We start from the raw sequence: 22,507 nt of genomic DNA on the forward strand, positions 1-22,507 counted from the left end.
CTCCCCGCTTCCGGACCATTCCGGAAGACAGAGGCGAGACGCAACAAGTCCAATGCCGGGAAAGCCGACGAACACGTCGGCCCATGCGCCTGACGCGGCATATGGGGTGTTTTCACCGAAAAAGCAACCGATTTTGCTTAAACCACCGAAATCAGATGATGAAATCAGCAAGTACCTGATTGTCCGTGATGTCCTGATAGGCCCAGCCCGCTTCTGCGAATTTCTTTTCCAGAAGCTTGAAGTTTGACGCGTTTTTCGTTTCGATGCCAATCAGCACAGAACCGAAATTGCGCGCTGATTTCTTCAGATATTCGAAACGCGCGATATCATCTTCCGGTCCCAGAAGATCGAGGAACGAGCGCAGCGCGCCCGGCCTCTGCGGAAAGCGGAAGATGAAATATTTCTTCAGGCCTTCGAAGCGAAGCGCACGTTCACGAACGTCCGGCAGGCGTTCGAAATCGAAGTTGCCACCTGAAACGACGATGACAACCCGCTTACCCTTGATATCGCTCTTCTTGAAATCCTTCAGCGCATCGATGCCGAGTGCGCCCGCAGGTTCAAGCACGACACCCTCGATATTGAGCATCTCGATGATGGTCGCGCAAAGCCGGTTTTCCGGAACCGTTATGACAGTTTTCGGATCAAAGCCTTTGAGAAGCTTGAAGTTTTCCTTGCCGATCTCGGCAACAGCCGCGCCATCGACGAAATTGTCGACATGGGCGAGCTTGATACGCTTGCCTGCCTCAAGGCTGCCTTTCAGGCTCGCCGCGCCCTGTGGTTCGATAAAGCGGAAACTCGTCTTCCAACCGCGATCGGAAACATATTGTGTAACGCCGCCGGACAGCCCGCCGCCACCGACAGGCAGCAGGATAAAGTCGGGCTTCTTCCCTTCCGGCAATTGCCGTTCGATCTCCAGCGCTACCGTGGCCTGTCCTTCGACAATGCCGGGATGATCAAAAGGTGGCACCATCACGCCCTTATGGCTTGCGGCAAATTCCTGCGAGGCGGCATAGCAAACGTCGAAAATATCGCCCACCAGCTTGATTTCGATGAATTCGCCGCCAAAAGCGCGGGTCTTGTCAATTTTCTGCTGCGGCGTTGTAACCGGCATGAACACGACGCCCTTGCGGCCAAAATGGCGGCAGACAAATGCAAAGCCCTGCGCATGATTGCCTGCGGAAGCGCAAACGAACACTACATTCTTGTCGGTTGTTTCGACCGCCTTGGAAATGAAATTGAAGGCACCGCGAATCTTGTAGGAACGGACAGGCGTCAGGTCTTCGCGCTTCAGCCAAATTTCCGCGCCGTATTTCCGCGACAGGTAATCGTTGAGCTGCAGCGGCGTTTCGGGAAACAGCGCGCGCATTGCCTTTTCGGCCTGAGATACGGATTTGACGAAGGCGGTCATTATTCGACTTTCTGCATTTCCTGCGGGATTTTGCCCATCGCTACATGGGTTTGACAATGCAGACAAGGTTGAAGCTGGTCAGGCCGTTAATTCAACGATTTAGAGTAAGCATATATTCGGCAATGCTAACTGTTGATGTTAGCAGGCTTTGTGGCTTGAATTCATGATACAAATCATGACATAGACAATGGCAGTTGCTGCGGTCGTGGCGAAATTGGTATACGCAACGGACTTAAAATCCGTCGTCTTTTAGACTTGCGGGTTCAAGTCCCGCCGACCGCACCATCTTTCCTTTTTTGCCTCTGTTTTTCCCTTATCGGTCTCGGACAACCTCGTCTTGGCGGTTTGCTGCCCTATCCTCCTGTCTTCCCCTTATCGAAACAGATGCAGACGGAACAATGGAAGAGCAAGCCACACAGATTATCGCAAATACCAACGCATTCGTTCTCCAGATCTACGACCTTCTCATACGATATTCGGTCTCCACACTGGGGGCGCTGATTATCCTTTGTGTCGGCTGGATACTGGCCGGAATCCTTCAGAAATGGACGATACAGTCGCTATCAAAAATTCGCGGTTTCGACCCGACACTCATTGGCTTTTTCGGAACGATGGTTCGATATGCCGTGCTGATTGTCATTTTGGTAATGGTCCTCGGACAATTCGGCGTCCAGACCGCTTCCATTCTCGCTGCCCTTGGAGCAATCGGTCTTGCGATCGGTCTCGCCCTTCAGGGCACACTGCAAAACATTGCTGCCGGCATTATGCTTCTGGTTCTCAGACCATTTCGCGTTGGCGAATACATCAGCACCGGAACAGTTGTTGGGACCGTGCAGGAAATTGGCCTTTTTGCCACCGAGCTGAAGACTTACGATGGACTGTACATCCTTGCGCCCAATTCTACGCTGTGGAATACGCCTGTCACCAATTACAGCAGGATGAAATCTCGGATGCATGATTTCAAGGTTGGGATTGGATACGAGGACGATATTGGCCAAGCCTTGTCCATCATCAAGGAGATTGTCGAGGCACAGAAAGGCGTTCTTGCAAAACCGGAACCAGTCTACTTTGTATCGGAACTGGCCGACAGTTCGGTCATCCTGTGCTGTCGGTATTGGATCAATAGTGCAGATTACATGAAAGTTTCATGGAATACGGTGAAAGCCGTGAAAACGTCATTCGACAAAGCCGGGATTAATATTCCCTATCCGCAGGTAACTTATCACAATGCAGCGCCGGATAAGGCGGAGCAGGCCAACGCGGCATCATAAACAAGTTGGAAAGCCGCTATCAGATAGCGGCTTCTCTATTTGAAACGCAATCAACCGTGAAGCTTCTCTGCTATTTCCGCAACGCGTTTACCCTGGAATCTGGCTCCGTCCAGTTCCTGTTCCGAAGGCTGGCGAGAACCATCACCATCGGCGGTTGTCGTCATCCCATAAGGAGCACCGCCGCGCACCACATCGTTACCCATCTGCCCTTGGTAAGCATAGGAAAGCGGGACGATAATCATACCGTGATGCTGCATCTGCCACTGCGTGGAAATAAGCGCCAGTTCCGCCCCACCATGCTGGGTGGCTGTTGAAACTATCGCCGATCCCACCTTGTTGATGAGCGCGCCCTTTGCCCAAAGTCCGCCGGTTTGGTCGAGAAAATTCTTCATCTGGGCCGCCATCATGCCGTAGCGGGTGGCGGTACCGATGATAATGGCGTCGTAATCCGCAAGCTCAGCTGGCGTGGCGATTGGTGCATCTTGGTCAACCTTATAATGCGAGGCTTTCGCGACATCGGGCGGTACCAACTCGGGAACCCGCTTGATGGTAACCTCCGCACCGCCTTCGCGCGCGCCTTTAGCGGCGGCCTTGGCCATTTGTTCCATGTGACCATAGGCCGAATAATACAGCACCAGCACTTTAACCATGTGACGTCTCCATATCCCGTTTTGTGAGGCTCAACCTCGACAGGATCAATTAGGGGGGTGACCTCCTTTGGAAAGACACAACTTCTCGCAAACGGAAGAAATGCTGAAATAAAGCAGTTGCAGCCTCGTCCTGCCGGCGCTTAACTGATGTCAGAAATGGAGTCTGGATATGACCAACAATCCGCAGCAAGCCGTCAAAGCCGCCATGCTGGCAATTGGCGACGAGCTTCTCTCGGGCCGCACCAAGGATAAGAATATCGGGCATCTGGCTGACGTCCTGACAGCAGCAGGCATTGATCTCAAGGAAGTGCGGATCGTTCCGGACGAGGAAGCGGCCATCGTAGCGGCTCTCGATGCATTGAGGCCGCATTATGACTATGTCTTCACGTCAGGCGGGATAGGCCCTACCCATGATGACATTACCGCCGATGCGGTTTCCGCAGCCTTTGGCGTCCCATGCATCTATGACGAGAAAGCCATGAAGCTGCTCGGCGACAATTATGCAAAGCGCGGACTGGAATTCACCGACTCACGCAAGCGCATGGCGCGCATGCCGCAAGGTTCGGAGCATATAGCGAACCCCATCTCCGCTGCTCCCGGTTTTCATATCGGCAATGTCTATGTGATGGCGGGCGTGCCGTCCGTCTTTCAGGCGATGCTCGACAATGTGCTGCCCACATTGAAGACGGGCCGCAAACTTCTGTCCAGATCAGTATTTTGTCCTTTTGGCGAGGGTGTGATCGGCGCTCCTCTGACGGAAATCCAGAAAGAAAACCCCGACACGATCATCGGCTCCTATCCGAAATTCGAGAATGGACGTTTCAGCACTGAACTCGTCGTACGCGGAAGCGATCCTGAAAAAATCGATATAGCAATCCTTGCAATCGAAAAAATGATCTCGTCGCTCGAGACTGAAGGGGCTGCTTAATCCTCTGCAACCTTTTGCCCGCGCAACTCGTTGCACTATATGCTAAAATAGAAACACAGCTGGAAGGAGTTCGGTCATGTCCTACAAGACGGTGGTTGCCTATTCTCGCAGTGAATCCGAGTTGAAACGGGTCGTGTCCGCCGTTGGACTTTTGAAGCAGAAGGTGCCGGACATTCATGTCATCGGGCTATATTCAATCCCTTCCCCCATCGTTTATGCCGATCCTAACGGCTTCATAGATCCGGGAATGTTCGAACTGCATGACAAGCAGCACAAGGAACTTTCCGAAAGACTGAAACATGTCTTTGAGGAAGAGATGCGTCGCCAGGGCATCGGCTATGAGTATCGCATCACACGCTCGGAAACGGGCACAGCTGCAGACGGAGTGCTCACTGCATGTCTTGGAGCCGAGCTGCTGGTCGCCGGGCAACCCGATCCGGACGACCCTGCCACCAATGACGAAACCGCCGATACGATAGTCTTCAATTCGAGCTGTCCCGTTTTGCTGGTTCCCTATGCGCCTGTACTGCAGATGGTTTCACTTGACCGCATCGTCGTTGCCTTTAATGGCAAGCGGGAAGCAGCCCGAGCCGCTTTTGACGCCCTGCCCTTGATGAAACATGCGGACAGAACGGAAATCGTTTGGATTGATCCGCCGGAAATCGAAGGGGAGGATCAAGCTCTGGCGAGCCATGATATTGCAGAGTCAATATCGCGGCATGGCATTAACGTAACTCCTACGGCTATCGCATCCAACGGACGCTATGCGCAGGATGCGTTGCGGGAACATATCATCGCGGAACGCGCCGATCTTCTTGTGATGGGCGCTTACAGTCATTCCCGGCTGCGAGAGCTGGTCTTTGGTGGTGTAACGCGCTCCATGTTGAACGAGCTTCCCATTCTCACGCTTTTCTCGCGTTAGAAGACACGATTAAAGCCAGTTTGATCCGACAACTGGCCCACAACTGCCATCTGATGACACGACACGCTTGCAAGAACACCATTTTTGCGGTTATCAGCATCACCCGGCGCTGACTGTGCCGGGTGGAGAGCCTTTTCCTCTCCCGCCGCCCGCCTGAAATGGGCACGGATGAAGAAAAGCTGCAGATCCTGACAGTTACAGCGCTTGGCAATCCGTCACAGCGCATTTTTGGTTTCTAAAGGTCCGGAGAACGAACTCCGGATCGTTCCACGGAGCGTTTCGATGTCCTTGCCAGATAAAGCCTTTCCCGTTTCCTGGGATCAGTTCCACCGCGATGCCCGCGCCCTCGCCTGGCGGATTTCCGGCATGGGTCGTGAATGGCACGCAATTGTCGCCATCACTCGCGGCGGTCTGGTCCCTGCTGCCATCGTTTGCCGTGAGCTTGGCATTCGCCTCATCGAAACTGTCTGCATCGCTTCCTATCATGATTACACGTCGCAGGGCGAGATGCAGGTTCTCAAGGGTGTAAGTGAGACATTGCTGGACAACGGCGGAGAAGGCGTCATCGTCGTTGACGATCTCACTGATACCGGCAAGACCGCAGCCATCGTTCGCGAAATGATGCCAAAGGCACATTTCGCTACCGTTTATGCCAAGCCCAAAGGTCGTCCGCTGATCGATACCTTCGTAACGGAAGTGTCTCAGGACACCTGGATCTACTTCCCTTGGGATATGGGTTTCACTTATCAGGAGCCGATCGCAGGCGATAAGCGCGGCTGAAGTCCGACCTAGTCAGATTGAAGTGGCAACCCATCAGTTGTGCCTCAGGTAAACCTGATGCGGTCTTCCACCCGCCAGCTCAAATACCACAAAACGAAAGCAAACGAACGCGATTGCGGTGATATTTCCGCCGCAATCGCGTCTTATGGAAAACGTATCGAATTAACGCCGGTTAAGGGCGGATTGCATTTTCAAAGCTGCTATTCCTACCCCGAAATTTCAGTAATACCTTTAAAATAAAAGATTTTTTTAGATATTCTCAAAGGTCTGCGGCCTAACTAACCAGTTGTTATTTTGGCGAATCGGATCATGTTATAAAGAAAAAGGGGATTTTCGCGGTGAAGTCGCAAGTAAAACAACTGATTGCAACCGAGAAGCGTATTTTGACGCCTTCCGGTCGTTTGCAGCAGGTTGCAGCGCTTGTTTATCGTCGCGATATGGGCTCTCTCAAGGTTCTTGTCATCACAAGTCGCGGAACGGGCCGCTGGATCATACCGAAGGGGTGGCCACAGGTCGGGCGTACGCTTGCGGAAACCGCACTTCGTGAAGCATATGAAGAAGCTGGCATTCGTGGTGAGATTTCTCCGATCCCGATCGGTAGCTTCTGCTACTGCAAGACGGACCTTCCACCCGAACGCATAAACCAGTTCACGGCAGCGGTATTCGCGGTCCAGTTCACCGGGCAGGAGAAAGACTGGCCTGAACGGGATCAGCGCATCTGCGAATGGGTGTCGCCCCAGGAAGCGGCCAAGCGTGTCGAAGAGACAGAACTAAAGCAGATATTGAATCAATTTGGTGATTCGGGGATCGCCGCAGCTGCCGAGTAGACTGCATGCTGCCCGCTTGTTGCGCAATATAGCTCTGGATCGTCGTCGTATTACGGAGATTTCCCCTTTTAGGTGGTGGATGCTGCTGGTTTTATCCCCTAGGCTGGCGATAGAAGCGCCGGCCTCAACTCGCAAAACCATATAGCCGGCTTGGTTCATAAAAGCATCGCTTCTCCCCGTTATCCACATTTGCCCCATGCGGTTACGCACAATATCTAGATGCTTAAGCGTTGCAGCAAACCATTGCTTGACGCTCGAAGCCGAGTCGTTTTTTATGAGGCTATCGTTGCGGAAGTAACGTGATCGGGTGTTGTAATCTGCCGATCTTTTTTTCGGTCAAGTTGAGTATCGAACGGGCGTTACGCTTTGAAAGTGTGGTTGTCGCTCGGTGCTTTTTCGCGTCCAGATTCTGGGCTCAACCTTCTCTGAGGCAGCAGATGCAGCATCAAGCAGAAACAGCGTTAACACTAGATTTAGTATTTGCGCTCATGCTTCGTACAAGATAAGGTATTTTCCGTTCTGCTGATTTTGGACCGCGATAGTGCCAGCAAGGTTGCAATTGGGCTCCCCTGAGGCGTTTTTTCGTGAACTCTAGATGAAGCAGAAGCGGATTTTCGGGAGTTTTCTCCCCAACAAGACGCTCCTCCTCGCAGAAGAGCAGTTTTGACAGAGACGCGATACAGACAGGCCGTGGCTGAAAACCGTCACTAGAGCTACTATATATAGAACGTTTGGATGGGACAGATGAAGATCGAACGCCGTTTCACGAAAGAGAATCAGTCGGCCTATGCGGACATCGCGTTCCGGACTGCGACCAGCGAGATCAAGAATCCCGATGGATCCATCGTATTCCGCCTCGAAAACATCAATGTACCCGCGCAGTTCAGCCAGGTTGCCGCTGACATTCTCGCGCAGAAATATTTCCGCAAGGCTGGCGTTCCCGCGCAGCTGAAGAAGGTCGAGGAAAACGACGTTCCTTCGTGGCTATGGCGCTCGGTCGCCGACGAGGAGGCACTTGCCAAACTGCCTGAAAACGAACGCTACGGCTCCGAAATGGATGCCTGCCAGGTTTTTGATCGTCTCGCCGGTACCTGGACGTACTGGGGCTGGAAGGGCGGCTATTTCGCGTCTGAAGAAGATGCCCTCGCCTTCCGCGACGAGCTTGCCTATATGCTCGCGACCCAGCGCGTGGCGCCGAACAGCCCGCAATGGTTCAATACAGGTCTCCACTGGGCCTATGGTATCGATGGTCCTGGCCAGGGCCATTTCTATGTCGACTGGCAGACCGGTAAACTGACTAAGTCCAAGTCGGCCTACGAACATCCACAGCCGCATGCCTGCTTTATCCAGTCCGTTGGCGACGATCTCGTCAATGAAGGTGGCATCATGGATCTGTGGGTCCGCGAAGCCCGTCTGTTCAAATATGGTTCCGGCACAGGTTCCAATTTCAGCTATCTGCGCGGCGAAGGTGAAAAGCTTTCCGGCGGCGGCAAGTCCTCCGGCCTGATGAGCTTCCTCAAGATCGGCGACCGCGCTGCGGGTGCCATCAAGTCGGGTGGCACGACCCGCCGCGCCGCCAAGATGGTGGTGGTCGACATCGATCACCCGGATATCGAGGAATATATCGACTGGAAGGTGAAGGAAGAGCAGAAGGTTGCTTCGCTTGTCACCGGCTCCAAGATCGTCAAGCAGCATCTGACTGCCATCATGAAGGCTTGCGTCAACTGCGAAGCCGATAATGATGATTGCTTCGACCCTTCGAAGAACCCTGCCCTGAAGCGCGAAATCAAGGCCGCGAAGAAGAATCAGGTTCCGGAAAACTACGTCAAGCGCGTGATCCAGTTCGCGCGTCAGGGCTACACCGACATTCAGTTCAAGACCTATGATACAGACTGGGATTCGGAAGCCTATCTCACCGTTTCAGGCCAGAATTCCAACAATTCCGTCTCGCTGAAAGACGAATTCCTGCGCGCGGTCGAAAACGACGGCGACTGGGACCTGACGGCTCGTCGCGACGGTCGCGTCATGAAGACGTTGAAGGCGCGCGATCTCTGGGAAAAGATTGGTTATGCCGCATGGGCGTCCGCCGATCCGGGACTGCACTACAACACGACCATGAATGACTGGCACACCTGCCCGGCTGCCGGTCCGATTCGCGCCTCCAATCCGTGCTCGGAATATATGTTCCTCGACGATACGGCTTGTAACCTGGCGTCGATCAACCTGCTCACATATCGCAACAAGGACGGTTCGTTCGATATCGCGGCCTATGAACATACGGCACGCCTTTGGACCATCGTTCTCGAAATTTCGGTGATGATGGCGCAGTTCCCTTCAAAGGAAATCGCTCGCCTGTCCTACGAATACCGTACACTCGGTCTCGGCTACGCCAATATTGGCGGCCTGCTGATGACTTCCGGTATTCCTTATGACTCCGACGAAGGCCGTGCAATCTGCGGCGCGCTGACGGCTATCATGACCGGTGTGGCCTATGCGACCTCTGCCGAAATGGCAAAGGAACTCGGAACCTTCCCAAGCTATGAGCCAAACGCCGGGCATATGCTGCGCGTCATTCGCAACCATCGTCTGGCCGCCCATGGCAAGACAGAAGGTTATGAAGGCCTCGCCGTTAATCCGGTGGCGCTGATTGCCGAGGATTGCCCGGACCAGGATCTGATCGCCCATGCCCGCGCGGCCTGGGACAAGGCGCTGGAACTTGGCGAAAAGCACGGCTACCGCAATGCACAGTCCACTGTCATCGCGCCGACTGGTACAATCGGCCTCGTCATGGACTGTGACACGACCGGCATCGAACCTGATTTTGCACTGGTGAAGTTCAAGAAGCTGGCCGGTGGCGGTTACTTCAAGATCATCAACCGTGCCGTACCGGAAGCACTCCGTACGCTCGGTTATTCGGAAAGCCAGATCGCCGAAATCGAAGCCTATGCTGTCGGTCACGGCAACATCAATCAGGCTCCAGGCATCAATCCTTCGTCGCTGAAATCCAAGGGTTTCACCGATGAGAAGATCGAAGCACTGAATGCAGCGCTCAAGAGCGCCTTCGACATCAAGTTCGCTTTCAACAAGTGGACGCTGGGCGAAGATTTCTGCAAGGACGTGCTGAAGCTCACCGACGAACAGCTGAACGACTTCTCGTTTGAAATGTTGCCGACGCTGGGTTTCTCCAAGAAGGACATCGAAGCTGCCAACATCCACGTTTGCGGCGCGATGACCCTCGAAGGTGCGCCGTTCCTTAAGGAAGAGCACTACGCGGTGTTCGATTGCGCCAATCCGTGCGGCAAGATCGGCAAGCGTTACTTGTCGGTGGATAGCCATATCCGCATGATGGCTGCGGCGCAGCCGTTCATTTCGGGTGCGATCTCCAAGACGATCAACATGCCGAATGACGCAACCGTCGAAGACTGCAAGAACGCCTATATGCTGTCCTGGAAGCTGGCTCTTAAGGCTAACGCGCTTTACCGTGACGGTTCCAAGCTTTCGCAGCCGCTCAATGCCGCGCTTATTGCGGATGATGAAGACGACGATGATGCAGTTGAAGCGCTGATCGAAGCACCGGCAGCTGCTCGTGCCGTTCAGGTAACGGAACGCATCGTCGAGAAGGTTGTTGAGAAGATCGTGCATGAGCGCGATAAGCTGCCGAACCGTCGTCAGGGTTATACCCAGAAGGCAGTCGTCGGTGGACACAAGGTCTATCTGCGCACCGGTGAATTCGGTGACGGACGCCTCGGCGAAATCTTCATCGACATGCATAAGGAAGGCGCTGCTTTCCGTGCGATGATGAACAACTTCGCCATCGCCGTATCGCTCGGTTTGCAATATGGCGTGCCACTCGAAGAATATGTGGAAGCTTTCACTTTCACGAAATTCGAACCGGCTGGCATGGTCATCGGCAACGATGCCATCAAGACCGCAACGTCGATCATCGACTATGTCTTCCGCGAACTGGCCGTGTCCTATCTCGGTCGCAATGACCTCGCCCATGTCGATACAAGCGATTTCGGCAATACCGCGCTCGGCAAGGGTATAAAGGAAGGCAAGACCAATCTGGTTTCGACCGGCTGGACGCGCGGTTACAAGCCTACGCTGGTGACGAACTCGGGTAACGAAGCCAAGGGATCTACGAATTCTGCACCGCAGGCTTCCAATGTCACAACCTTGAAGTCGACCGCTCCGACGGGCAACCACCGCCCGGCAACGATCGGTCTGGTGACGGACGGTGCGACGGCGTTCAAGCGCGAGTTCGAGGAACAGCCTGCTCCAGCGCAACAGCAGGAAAGTTCATCGGCCACCGAACTTTTCTCGGATAAGGCTGCAGCGGATGCTGCCTCAGCTCGGGCCGAAAGTGCAAATGCCGCCAAGAGGCTGGAAGCTGATCGCCGCATCAAGTCAATGATGCAGGGCTATACGGGCGATAGCTGCACCGAGTGCCAGAACTTTACCATGGTTCGTAATGGCACTTGCCTGAAGTGTGACACTTGTGGCGCAACGAGCGGCTGTAGCTAAGATTAGCTGATATAAAAGCGGGTAAGAAAGGCCCGCCTGGTGCGGGCTTTTCTGTATTTTGTGTCTATAGAAAGACAAGTTGCACACCGATTGTAATCGTATGGCCTCATGTAACATTTAATGAAACTCGGAACGAACTGACTATTCCGACGTTCATCCTAAGCAACCGAACGTATAAAGGAGATAGTTATGTTCAGGACTACACTTCTGACGACGTGCGCATTGCTGGTTGGCAGCGCAGCTTATGCTCAGACAACCGCGCCTGCGCCCGCCCCTGCCGAGCCACCGGCTGCCGCAGAAGAGATGCCGGTTTCATCCAAGGACATGTTTGGCAATCCCACATCGGGTGAGACCAACAAGGTCGGTTTTCTTGAACCCAAAGAAGGCCAGCTTCTCGTCTCCTCTTTCATAGGCCAGAACGTCTATGAAAGTGACGCGGCCGACGCACAAACCGTCGGCAAGCTGAATGACCTCATCGTCAGCCCCGAAGGTGAAATTGAGGCTGCAGTGATCGGTGTGGGTGGTTTTCTTGGCATCGGTGAAAAGGACGTTGCAGTAAGCCCGGACCAGTTGCAGCTCGCAACGCGCAGTGACGGCAAAAAATGGCTGGTCATCAAGGCAACCAAACAACAGCTGACCGATGCACCGGCATTTGACCGTTCGAAACTTTTTGCGGATGGTGTAGCCGATCCTTCAGCAGCAAACGAGACGAATGCTCCGACGACTGACGCGCCGGCAAGCGATACGGCTCCCACATCGCCACCTCCAGCACAGTAATATCGTCTCGATATCCAATACAACAAGTCTACCCCGGCCTTTTGGTCGGGGTTTTGATGCAGATAGTCATTGCTCGCGGTTGAAATCTTCATACGGCTGCTTTAATTCCTGATAGAACGCAATACAGACGTCGTAACACAGCCCTTAAAATCTCCGCAGGTTAATCTCAGGAAAGTCTATTGTCGGAATTTTTTATTGCTAATCCCTGGGCGGAAACGCTTAGCGCACTCGGGGGATTATTTCTTTCAGCTTTCATTGCAAACTTTCTGATCAAGGCGATCTTGCTGAAACTGCTTGATCGTATTGTCCAGAAAACATCGTTCGGGCAGGACGAAGAGCTAAAGAAACACGGCGTCATCAGCCGCCTTGCCAATATCGTTCCGGCCTTGATCATTTCATCTGGAATCATGGCGGTGCCGGGTCTTCCCGAGGGCGTCATTACCGTCATCCGAAATGTGGCGATAGCCTTCATCATTTTGACGTTGGCTCTGGCGGTCAACGCAGTGTTCGGGCTTGTCGACACCCTTTATCATCGCCGTCCAGAGGCAAGATTCCGCCCCATGAAGGGCTATATTCAGGTCGCCAAGCTGGCAGTCTATATCATCGCGACGGTTCTCATCATCGCGACATTACTGGATAAATCGCCGGTTATCCTTCTTTCGGGTGTCGGCGCCATGGCAGCCGTGCTCATCCTGGTCTTTCAGGATACGTTGCTTTCATTGGTCGCCAGTATGCAGATCGCCTCCTCCAACATGGTCCGCGTCGGTGACTGGATCGAAATGAAAAACCTCGACGCCAATGGCGATGTCACGGAAATCGCGCTCTATACCGTCAAAGTCCAGAATTTCGACAAGACGATCACCACCATTCCAATCCGCAAGCTCATAACCGAGCCGATGAAGAATTATCGCGGTATGCAAGAATCCGGTGGGCGTCGCATCAAGCGCGCACTTTATATCGATCAGAACACTATTCGTTTTCTGTCGGATGAGGAGCGAACCAGACTTGGCACAGTTAATTGGCTCGCGGATTATCTGCCGAAAAAAGCCAAGGAAATTGCCGAATGGAACCAGAAGCTCGGCGAGCGCGCCAATAACCCGGTCAATAGGCGACAGTTCACCAATATTGGTACATTTCGTGCCTATGTGGACAATTATCTGCGCAATCATCCTGGTGTACATAAAGGCATGACGCTGTTGGTGCGTCAGATGGATCCCACGCCTGAAGGCCTGCCGCTTGAAATCTACTGTTTCACGAACACAACTGTCTGGGCGTCGTTTGAACAGATCCAGTCGGACATTTTCGATCACCTTTATGCGGTTTTGCCGGAGTTTGGCCTCAGCGCCTTCCAGAATCCGAGCGGCAATGATTTTCGCAAACTGACGATCAGCGCGCCTGTTGAACAGCCTCAATAACCTTGGCGTTCAGGCGTTGAACATTGTAGCGAGTGCGAGATGGTGTCAGGCCAAGACGGACTACGGCAAGACGCATCGATGGAACAATCATCGCGCTTTGCCCGTCGTGACCTGACATCCAGAAGGCATCTTCGGGAATGCCGTCCTGGCCTGCTTTCACACCACTAATCTGCAGCCAGACCTGTGCCGAACCATAGCGTCCTTCGGACTCTGGTCTGGGCTTGCGCATAAATGAAATAAAGTTCGCTGGCAGAGCAGGCTTTCCGTACAGATTTCCGCCATCCGCGAGAAATGCACCGAGCCGCGCCCAGTCACGGGCCGTAGCGTACATATAGGAAGAGCCGGCAAAGACACCCGATGCATCCGTCTCCAGAATGGCGCTACTCATACCAAGCGGACCGAAAAGCGCTAATCGCGGATAGGCCAGAGCTTCCTCACGGCTCTTGAAACTGTCCATGAATAGCTCTGACAGAATATTGGCCGTTCCGCTGGAATAATTGAATTTCGTCCCAGGCGCAGCCTCCAGCGGTAAAGACGCGGCAAAACCGGCCATGTCTGGCTCCAGATAAAGCATGCGCGTGACGTCAGTAACAGTGCCATAATCTTCATCGAAGCGCAGGCCGCTATTCATCGCCATCAGGTTTGCCAGAGAAATCTTCGCCCGTTCATCACTTTTCCATTCCGGCAGAAGCGCGGTGGTTTCCAAACTCATGCGCCCTTCGGCAATCCGCATACCAATCAATGTCGCAATGACGGACTTGGTCATGGACCAACCCAGCAAAGGCGTATCGGCATTAAAACCTGAACCGTAATTCTCGGCGATCAGCTTGCCGTCGTGGATGACCGCAATCGCACGCATACCTGGACCAGCAAGTGCCTGATCCTCAATCACAGTCTGCACCGTCGGATCGGGCTCGATCCGGATCGGCTCCGCCGGTACCTGCGGGCCTGTTGGAATTTCAACACGCAAATCGTGTTTCTGGATATTCGCGCATCCAAGCGCGGGGCGATAAGTTGCAGTACTCGGTGCGAAAAAGCTAAAAATACGCACCGTCACGCTGGTGTCATTCTCGTCGAGAGAGGCGTTCAGAAATCGCAGAAGCGGGTTTCCCGGTGCCTGAACATCATCTGCAAGGACGGCATCAGCATCCCGGCCTGCAACGAAAACGTTCGAGCAAATAATCTTTGCGGCATAGCCGGTTCCCACACGCAAGAGTTCAGGCGGTTTAATGGCCAGCCAGAGAATTGCTCCAAGCACAATGGCAAGCAGAAGACCACCGACAAACTTCAAAATACGCTTCATGCTGCCCCTCGCAAATAATCGTATGTCAGATCATATCAGGCCAAGATAGCTTGCCAACTCCCGCGCGGCGGCACCGCCTGCCCTGTTTGCACCAATCGTAGACGCCGACGGACCATAACCAACCAGATGTATCCGGGGATCGGCGGCTACTTGTGTTGCAAGACGACCGGTCATCAGGATGCCGCCTTCCGCATTACGTAATTGCAACGGAGCAAGATGGTCCAGCGAGCTACGAAACCCCGTACACCACAAAATAACATCGAAGGATTGTTCGGTTCCCTCTTCCCATCGAACACCGGTTTCCGTGATCTCGCTGAACATGGGCAACCTCTTGAGCACACCCCGAGCGCGGGCTGCTTCGATTGCCGGCGTCAACGGCAAACCTGTTACTGAAACCACTGATCCTGGTGGCAAACCTCGGCGCACTCGCTCCTCGACCAGGGCTACAGCAGCGCGGCCTAACTCCGGCGTGAACGGGCCTTCGCGGAAAGCAGGCTCCCTCCGCGTGACCCATACAGTTTCTGTAATGCGTGATATCTCGTCCAAAAGCTGTACAGCCGAAATGCCTGCACCGACGACCAGAACGCGTTTGCCCTTGAAGGCATCCGCTGTTTGATAATCACGTGTGTGAAGTTGCTGGCCTTTGAACAGTTCTGCACCGGGATAAGGCGGAATATAGGGCGTTTCCCACGTACCCGTTGCGTTGATGATCCCGCGTGCCGAATAGTTGCCCCGATCCGTTTCCACACGAAGCCGCTCGCCACGATCACAAACCACCTTCACCGTAACAGGGCGGTGCACCGGAAGATCGAACTTTTCTTCATATGCGCGATAATATTGCGGGACGGCAACTGATGCGCGCACTTCGCCGTTGGTCGTTTCAACAATGTCCTCAAACTTCATGCCGGGGAGATCGTGAATGGCATTCGCAGTGCTGAGCGTCAGCGAAGGCCACCGGAATTGCCAGGCTCCACCCGGCCCCGTGGCCTTGTCGAGAACCACGAATTGCTGCTCTTCTGCAAGCCCGAGCTTATTTAGATGATAGGCCGATGAGAGCCCTGCCTGCCCGGCTCCGATGACCACAATGTCGACCTTGCGGGCGACCTTCACATGGACATTGTGAGTTGGTTTCTGATCGACGGGCTGTGTATCTGACATGATGTGCGATAAACTTTCAAAATATGATCTGATCCGTAGGTAAGTATTGGACGACGTCACTGAAAGTCCGCCTGCTAGATCACGGCACGACGTAGCCGCTTGTTGCGCCTTTCCCAAATACTCACGACCAGCATGATAGTCGTTGTCAGTATGTCCATTTCCAGTAAATCCGCCACAGAAGATCAAGTTTTAAAACTCAGTGCTGGCTTATTTCTCGCGGAGCGTGTTGCTTGCCTTAAGCCATGCGTCGATACCCGCCGCCGCCGCATGGCCCATTGCGAAACAGGCAGTCAGGAGATAGCCGCCGGTCGGTGCCTCCCAGTCGATCATCTCTCCGGCAACAAAAATACCGGGCAGCTTCGGCAGCATGTAGTTCTCGTCGATTTCAAGCCAGCGAACACCGCCTGCCGACGATATCACTTCGTCCAGTGGGCGTGGACGAAGGAGTGGAATGGAAAGTGCCTTGATCGTTGCGGCCAGCGCTCGCGGACTTCTATCACGCGTGAACTCTGTCAACAGAGCGGCTTTGACACTGGTGAGCCCCGCGGCTTTTCGTAAAAGATTGCCGAAACTTTGCTTTGAGTTCTGCCTTGCAATATCGCTTTCCAGCCGCTTGAGAGTTCGTCCCGGAACAAGATCCAGTGTAAAAAACGCCGTTCCGTTTTCCTGCAAGCTGTCGCGCAGAGCTGCGGAATGTGCATAGACGAGGCTTCCCTCAATTCCACCGCGTGTAATAACGAACTCGCCCTGTGTCGTGCCTGCACTGGACGTCGCGGTGACCGACTTCACCGGCTCACCGGCGAAGCGTTCGGCAAAGAAATCACTCCAGGCAACATCAAAGCCGCAATTAGCGGGTTGAAACGGCGTTATATCGATTGATTGTCGTAAAAATTCATCGATCCAGAGGCCGTTGGAACCGAGCTTCGACCAGCTTCCCCCGCCAAAAGCAAAGAGCACAGCGTCACATGTAATCGTCTGAACACCATCCGGGTTCTCGATACGGAGACCATTGCCCTCGAAGCCAAGCCAGCGATGTCGGGTGAGGATGCGGACGCCTTGATCTTCCAGTCGTTTTTTCCAGCTGCGCAGAAGCGGCGACGCCTTCATTGTCTTGGGAAAAACACGACCGGATGAACCGACAAAAGTCTCGGCGCCGAGTTCATCCGCCCAGGCACGCAGTTCGGTTGAACCAAACGCCGTCAAGGCTGGCAATATGCGGTCACGGCTTGAGCCAAAACGCTGCGCAAAAGCTGCAAAATCTTCCGAATGCGTAATATTCAGACCGGACTTGCCAGCAAGCAGGAACTTGCGACCAACCGTGGGCATCTGCTCGTAAACCGTTACACGGTAGCCCCGTGCGGACAATCTTTCGGCGGCCATCAGACCAGATGGGCCGCCTCCGAGAATGGCGATATTGCCCTTAGGCATCACGATCAAAGCTTCGACGAGGCATTAATCCTGCTTCTCCAGCATTTCCTTAACTGTGGTAGCCAACTGTTTGAGTGAGAACGGCTTTGGCAGGAAACCAAACTTGGCATCAGCTGGAAGATTGCGTGCAAATGCATCCTCCGCATAACCCGATACGAAGATGAACTTGATGTCAGGATAGGTCTTCCGCAGTTCGCGCAGAAGCGTCGGGCCATCCATTTCAGGCATGACGACATCCGACACGACGATATCGACCTCACCCCCCAGCTCAGCCATGACTTCAAGCGCTTCCACACCGGAAGCCGCTTCGTGAACCGTATATCCGCGTGATTGAAGCGCGCGCACGCCGCCCATACGGACCGCATCCTCGTCTTCCACCAGAAGAACTGTCGCCGAGCCGGAAAGATCGGTTGCTTTCTCGACCTTCTTTTCCTTCACGACCACAGGTGCATCGTCGGCGCGCTTTTCCTCGATGAGGCGCGGCAGGAAGATCTTGAAAGTCGTACCTTTTCCGACTTCGGAATCGCAATAGATGAAACCACCGGTCTGCTTGATGATGCCATAGACCATGGACAGGCCAAGCCCGGTGCCCTTGCCCACTTCCTTCGTCGTAAAGAACGGCTCGAAAATCTTTTCAAGCACGTCTGCAGGAATACCCGTTCCTGTATCTTCCACTTCAAAGACCACATAATCCGCTTCAGGCAGATCGCGATAATGGAGCTTTGTAGCTTCCTGCATTGATACGTTACGCGTGCGCAACGTGATTTCACCGCCTTCCGGCATGGCGTCGCGCGCATTGACTGCCAGATTGACGGCAACCTGCTCAAACTGTCCGAGATCTGCCTTGACCGGCCATAGATCGCGTCCGTGATCGATCTTCAGCTCGATGTCCTTGCCAACCAGACGTGCCAGCAGCATGCGCAGATCAGCCAGAACATCCGTCAGATCGAGCACCTCGGGGCGAAGTGTCTGACGGCGCGAGAATGCCAACAGCTGACGCACAAGCGAGGCAGCGCGATTGGCGTTCTGCTTTATGTTCATGATATCTGGGAAGGACGGATCCGATGCGCGATGGTTCGTCAGCAGCAAATCCGACGACATGATGATAGCGGTCAGAACGTTGTTGAAGTCATGTGCGATGCCGCCCGCCAGCTGGCCGACCGCCTGCATCTTCTGGCTCTGCGCCATCTGGTTTTCGAGGGCCTTTTGCTCGGTCGTTTCGACTGCCGAGATAATCGCTGCCTCTTCGGCACGCTCGCCGCCCAGGTCGGTTACGGGGCTCATATAAAAACGTATATGCCGCTCTTCATTGCTCGGCAAAACCGTATCGACAGGCGAAATGCTTGCCTGCCCTGCAAAGGCGGCTGCAAGTGCTCTGTTGAAAGTCTCACGGTCGCGCTCGTGCACGACGATCTCAAGCTTTGCATTGCCGTCGATCGCATCACGATCGACAACGGGAGCGAAAATATCGAGGAAACGCGCATTGGTGCGCAATATATGTCCGCCAGAATCGACCGCAGCGATAGCCATCGGAGCCGAGTTGAAGAAACGCGTGAAGCGTACTTCTGCGGAGCGCAGCGCCATTGATGAATCTTCACCCTCCGCACGATCCAGTACGATGGTACGGCTCGTACCGCGTGTTCCATCGCGCGCAGCCTGAACACGATGATAGAAACGCACGGCAAGGCTCTGTCCATTGCGCTTGATGAGATCAAGATCGATAACGGTGTTACGGCTTGTGCCCGGTTCGGCTTTCACGGCCTTGATAAGCGCCATCCCACTGCCCGCCACGATATCGTTGAGCGTCAATGATCCCGGTGTGAACTGAGTCAGGTCGACGCCGAGCCATTCGGCCAGTGTCGCATTGAGATAGATGATCCGGCCCGAAGGATCGGCGGAAAAGAAGCCCGCAGGTGCATGGTCCAGATGATTGATGGCTTCTTGCAGTTCCTGAAAGAATCGCTCCTGCTCCGCGCGCTCGTCGGAAATATCCGCAATCTGCCAGGCAACGAGCGGGCTTTTGAATTCCTGCCCCGCCTCGATGGGGCGCGCCTTGATGCGATACCAGACGGGTGCCAGAGAACCATGCCCTTCGCGGGAGAGACCGCCGGAAAGGCGTACCTCCTCCTGTGCTGACAGACCATCGCGAACGGCATTCGTCAGGCGATAAATGGCATCGGAGGCCGCCGACTCCGCCGTCAGCACATTATCCAGTGAGCGAACCCCTTCCGCATTCGCAACGCCGGTCATCACGGCATAAGCCTGATTGGCATAAACGATCTGGCCGCGCGCATCGGAAATAACCGTTCCTTCAGGCTGCGAATCCATGAACGAATGAGCGAGGTCCTGCTCACCGTTCTTCTGGCTGAACTGAATGAGGCCGGTTGCAGCGCCGAAAAGATAGAAAACGCCAACCATCGAAAGAATGCCCATCAGAACGAGGGCAAATCCGTCCCCCAACTGGTCGCGGAACACAAAATAGGCGATTGCGGCGATGGTCAGCAAAATGCCGACGATCAACAGGCGAAGGGCACCGCTCCGATTGCGCTTGGGCATTACGAGCGGTTTCGGGTAAGCGTTGTCCGTCTGTCGCGACATCAAGCCTGCTGCCCTTCCATGTTGCGTGGCCGCTCACCAACAGGCATCGGCGTGCCATGTGTTTTTTCGATCAGCCAGGACGTCATTTCAATCATCCGCATATCCGATTTTCCCGAATGCACTTTTCTGCGCAGTTCAGCCATCGCGTGAGAACGCGCAGCCAATATGTCAGGGTATATCCGATTCGCAGAATGCTTTAATCGGCGAGCAGTACAAGCATTGCTGCACTGAAACGGTGCAAATTGGACTTTTTTGCACCGTTTTGCCTGGGGATCATATATTTCTCGCATTTCCAAGAAACATTCCCAAGGCATAGAAATTCAATTAATGTACCAAACATGTGATGATGCGAAATGTCGGGGGAAGCGCAGTCTCCATTCGTCACAGGTTTTTCGTTTATTGTATAAGAGGGTATCCGCATGAAAGAATGGCTCAGCGGCATCGTTGGAGAGAGCGCGGCTAATATTGTCGGCTTTATCCTAATATTTGCGATCATTCTTGGCGGAATTTTCGTTGTTCTCAGTATCATTCGTCGTTTCAGCGGAGGTACTTTCGTCTCGAACGGGCGCACACGGCAGCCCCGTCTTTCGGTAATGGATGCTGCAGCAGTCGACAGTCGGCGCAAGCTCGTTCTCGTTCGCCGTGACGATGTGGAACATCTGCTGCTCATCGGTGGGCCGACCGACGTTGTAGTGGAACAAAACATCGTCATGGAATCGCGCGCCCATGCGCGCGTGCAGGCTGCACGCATAGAGCCGGAGCACATTGAACGCTTCAAGCAGCATGAAGCGACCCTGACCAATGAAAAGGCAGAGCGCCCTGCTCTTCCGCTGCAAACACCGCAAGTTGAAGAGAAAGACGAAGCGATCCAGCTTACATCCGCGATCGAAACACCGGCTTATCGCAAGCCAGAGCCAGCGCGGGAAGAGCCTGTCCAGCAGGCTGCTGCGCCTGTTCGTGTTCCGCCACAGGCCCCGCCGGCTGCCCCAATCCCACCGCGCTCGCCTGTCGAGCCGAAATCCGCTCAGCCGGTCCAGTCTCGACCACAACCACGCCCCGCGCCCAATTATCCGCCACAGCCCCGCACCGTATTGCCGCCCCGTCCCGCTCCAGCTCAGCCGCAGTCAACCCGCGCCCACCCGGCTTATCCGTTGAGCCAGGTTTCACGCGGCGTTCTGAGTTCAACCTCTTCCGGCGCAACCGCCGCTGCTGGTGTTGCCGCCGCCGCATCGGTTACTTCTGCAAATCTTGGCAGCATCGTTCCCGAGCGTGAAACAACGGCCACGGATAAATCTCCCTCGGTTGATGTGACCGGGCCCACGGTCTCCTCAACCGCGGCACCTGCGTTCAGCACTCCTTCGGAACCGAACCGCATCGAGCCTGAAATCACGCTTGCAGAGCCAAAGCCGGTAGAATCCGAAGCTGTTACAGCCGAAACGTCGAGCGACGATCTGACCAACCTCGGCGGTGCGTTGCACAGCTCGATCACCGCGGACGTCAATTCGGACAGTGCCGCCAGCGATGACGCCAATGACGCCATTTCGTTTGACGCAGAGTTCTTCGAAAATGAACTTCTGAGTTCACTTGATATTTCCGCTACGGACGACACTATTGAAGACAAGGCCAAGGATGACATCGAGGATGAGATGGAAAAGCTTCTCGGCGAATTGACCAAGGATGAAATTCGCCGAAGCTGATATCTCGGTTGGGATTTATCCTAACCCAAAGAAAATAGGCTGCGGAAACCGCAGCCTATAATTTTTTAAACCGTCTCGAAGCTTAGTCGTCGCGATAAACTTTCTCACGACGCTCGTGGCGCTCCTGCGCTTCGATGGATAGCGTAGCGATCGGACGCGCATCAAGCCGCTTCAAGCTAATAGGTTCTCCCGTTTCCTCGCAGAAGCCGTATGTTCCTTCATCAATGCGGCTCAATGCTGCATCGATTTTGGATATCAATTTGCGCTGTCTGTCGCGAGCTCGTAGCTCGATTGCCCGATCCGTTTCGGAGGATGCCCTGTCCGCCAGGTCCGGGTGGTTGGCATTTTCCTGCTGTAGCGCCTCAAGCGTTTCACGCGCTTCTCGCAGAATATCATTCTTCCACGCGACCAGTTTCGTGCGGAAGTAAGACTTCTGCCGCTCATTCATGAACGGCTCGTCTTCAGTGGGCCTATAGTCAAGGTCAATCAATTCACTCATTTTGAATTACCCCACATCTAGGAGACGCGAGCGGTTATATAGTTCCATAGCAACAAGGACACAACATCAAACAAGCATACTTCACTACTTTTTAGTGCATCAATTTTGTATGATTTTGCATTAAAATTATGCAGTTTGAAAATGCATGCGAATAGTTGTTCTTAGAATTTCCAGAATGACTTCAATCAATTGCCAATAAAATGGATATATTTTCCACTCACAGATAGCATCAACCTATAGCAGCATAACGAGCCTAATAATTAGGCAGACATCCCCTGTAAATAATGCTGACAGATATCAAAAAATCGGGAGAATGAGCAAA

General features: G+C 54.0%; 17 protein-coding genes and 1 tRNA gene. 10 read left to right on the forward strand and 8 right to left on the reverse strand.

Going from position 1 to position 22,507, the window contains the following annotated elements; translation table 11 throughout:
• Positions 1–151: 151 nt before the first annotated feature.
• Positions 152–1,411, reverse strand: coding sequence for a threonine ammonia-lyase IlvA (ilvA, locus tag JNC70_RS10605; protein ID WP_167394075.1), 1,260 nt, complete (start codon positions 1,409–1,411; stop codon positions 152–154).
• Between the two features lie 196 nt (positions 1,412–1,607).
• On the opposite strand from ilvA, the gene JNC70_RS10610 reads away from it, so the two are divergent.
• Both JNC70_RS10610 and JNC70_RS10615 read left to right on the forward strand, forming a co-directional pair.
• Positions 1,608–1,693, forward strand: a tRNA-Leu gene (locus JNC70_RS10610).
• A gap of 113 nt (positions 1,694–1,806) precedes the next feature.
• Positions 1,807–2,679 (forward strand): mechanosensitive ion channel family protein, encoded by an 873-nt coding sequence (locus tag JNC70_RS10615; protein WP_104756267.1) that lies wholly within the window; start codon positions 1,807–1,809, stop codon positions 2,677–2,679.
• A gap of 50 nt (positions 2,680–2,729) precedes the next feature.
• On the opposite strand, the gene wrbA is transcribed toward JNC70_RS10615, so the two are convergent.
• Positions 2,730–3,329: an NAD(P)H:quinone oxidoreductase type IV gene (gene wrbA, locus JNC70_RS10620; protein WP_104756268.1), complete on the reverse strand. Its 600-nt coding sequence runs from the start codon at positions 3,327–3,329 to the stop codon at positions 2,730–2,732.
• A gap of 169 nt (positions 3,330–3,498) precedes the next feature.
• Here wrbA and JNC70_RS10625 point away from each other — a divergent pair, with 169 nt between their 5' ends.
• From JNC70_RS10625 to JNC70_RS10655, 7 genes are all read left to right on the forward strand, one after another.
• Entirely contained in the window at positions 3,499–4,257 is a 759-nt protein-coding gene (locus JNC70_RS10625) for a competence/damage-inducible protein A (protein WP_104756269.1), read from the forward strand.
• Positions 4,258–4,333: 76 nt separating this feature from the next.
• Complete coding sequence (locus JNC70_RS10630) at positions 4,334–5,179, forward strand: universal stress protein (RefSeq protein ID WP_104756270.1); 846 nt, start codon at positions 4,334–4,336, stop codon at positions 5,177–5,179.
• 282 nt (positions 5,180–5,461) lie between these two features.
• The gene (gene gpt, locus JNC70_RS10635) at positions 5,462–5,959 is read left to right on the forward strand and encodes a xanthine phosphoribosyltransferase (protein WP_104756271.1); all 498 of its coding nucleotides are present in this window, start codon (positions 5,462–5,464) and stop codon (positions 5,957–5,959) included.
• A 338-nt stretch (positions 5,960–6,297) separates the two neighbouring features.
• On the forward strand, positions 6,298–6,786 hold the full coding sequence (locus JNC70_RS10640; protein ID WP_104756272.1) for an NUDIX hydrolase: 489 nt from the start codon (positions 6,298–6,300) through the stop codon (positions 6,784–6,786).
• A 744-nt stretch (positions 6,787–7,530) separates the two neighbouring features.
• Positions 7,531–11,310 carry a vitamin B12-dependent ribonucleotide reductase gene (locus tag JNC70_RS10645; protein ID WP_104756421.1) on the forward strand — a complete coding sequence of 1,260 codons (3,780 nt, stop codon included), beginning with the start codon at positions 7,531–7,533 and terminating at the stop codon, positions 11,308–11,310.
• A gap of 189 nt (positions 11,311–11,499) precedes the next feature.
• Positions 11,500–12,087, forward strand: a complete 588-nt coding sequence (locus tag JNC70_RS10650) for a PRC-barrel domain-containing protein (RefSeq protein WP_104756274.1) — start codon at positions 11,500–11,502, stop codon at positions 12,085–12,087.
• A gap of 179 nt (positions 12,088–12,266) precedes the next feature.
• On the forward strand, positions 12,267–13,502 hold the full coding sequence (locus JNC70_RS10655; protein ID WP_104756275.1) for a mechanosensitive ion channel family protein: 1,236 nt from the start codon (positions 12,267–12,269) through the stop codon (positions 13,500–13,502).
• Here the strand turns inward: JNC70_RS10655 and JNC70_RS10660 are convergent.
• The 5 genes from JNC70_RS10660 to JNC70_RS10680 form a co-directional block, all read right to left on the reverse strand.
• Positions 13,474–14,805 (reverse strand): serine hydrolase domain-containing protein, encoded by a 1,332-nt coding sequence (locus JNC70_RS10660; RefSeq protein ID WP_104756276.1) that lies wholly within the window; start codon positions 14,803–14,805, stop codon positions 13,474–13,476. The two genes, JNC70_RS10655 and JNC70_RS10660, sit on opposite strands and share 29 nt — an antisense overlap.
• Positions 14,806–14,835: 30 nt before the next feature.
• On the reverse strand, positions 14,836–15,963 hold the full coding sequence (locus JNC70_RS10665; protein ID WP_208623469.1) for an NAD(P)-binding domain-containing protein: 1,128 nt from the start codon (positions 15,961–15,963) through the stop codon (positions 14,836–14,838).
• Positions 15,964–16,170: 207 nt separating this feature from the next.
• Positions 16,171–17,391 carry a TIGR03862 family flavoprotein gene (locus JNC70_RS10670; protein ID WP_104756423.1) on the reverse strand — a complete coding sequence of 407 codons (1,221 nt, stop codon included), beginning with the start codon at positions 17,389–17,391 and terminating at the stop codon, positions 16,171–16,173.
• A gap of 24 nt (positions 17,392–17,415) precedes the next feature.
• A complete protein-coding gene (cckA, locus tag JNC70_RS10675; RefSeq protein WP_104756277.1) occupies positions 17,416–19,989 on the reverse strand; it encodes a cell cycle histidine kinase CckA in 2,574 nt (857 codons plus the stop codon).
• A complete protein-coding gene (locus tag JNC70_RS10680; RefSeq protein WP_167394071.1) occupies positions 19,989–20,132 on the reverse strand; it encodes a hypothetical protein in 144 nt (47 codons plus the stop codon). The genes cckA and JNC70_RS10680 overlap by 1 nt, the downstream gene beginning before the upstream one ends.
• A 276-nt stretch (positions 20,133–20,408) precedes the next feature.
• Between JNC70_RS10680 and JNC70_RS10685 the strand changes: the two genes are divergently transcribed.
• Entirely contained in the window at positions 20,409–21,686 is a 1,278-nt protein-coding gene (locus tag JNC70_RS10685) for a flagellar biosynthetic protein FliO (RefSeq protein WP_104756278.1), read from the forward strand.
• An 82-nt stretch (positions 21,687–21,768) separates the two neighbouring features.
• On the opposite strand, the gene dksA is transcribed toward JNC70_RS10685, so the two are convergent.
• Positions 21,769–22,185: an RNA polymerase-binding protein DksA gene (gene dksA / locus JNC70_RS10690; protein WP_104756279.1), complete on the reverse strand. Its 417-nt coding sequence runs from the start codon at positions 22,183–22,185 to the stop codon at positions 21,769–21,771.
• Positions 22,186–22,507: the final 322 nt, after the last annotated feature.

The organism is Brucella oryzae, assembly GCF_041929965.1.
In the GTDB taxonomy this organism is placed as follows: Bacteria; Pseudomonadota; Alphaproteobacteria; order Rhizobiales; family Rhizobiaceae; genus Brucella; species Brucella oryzae.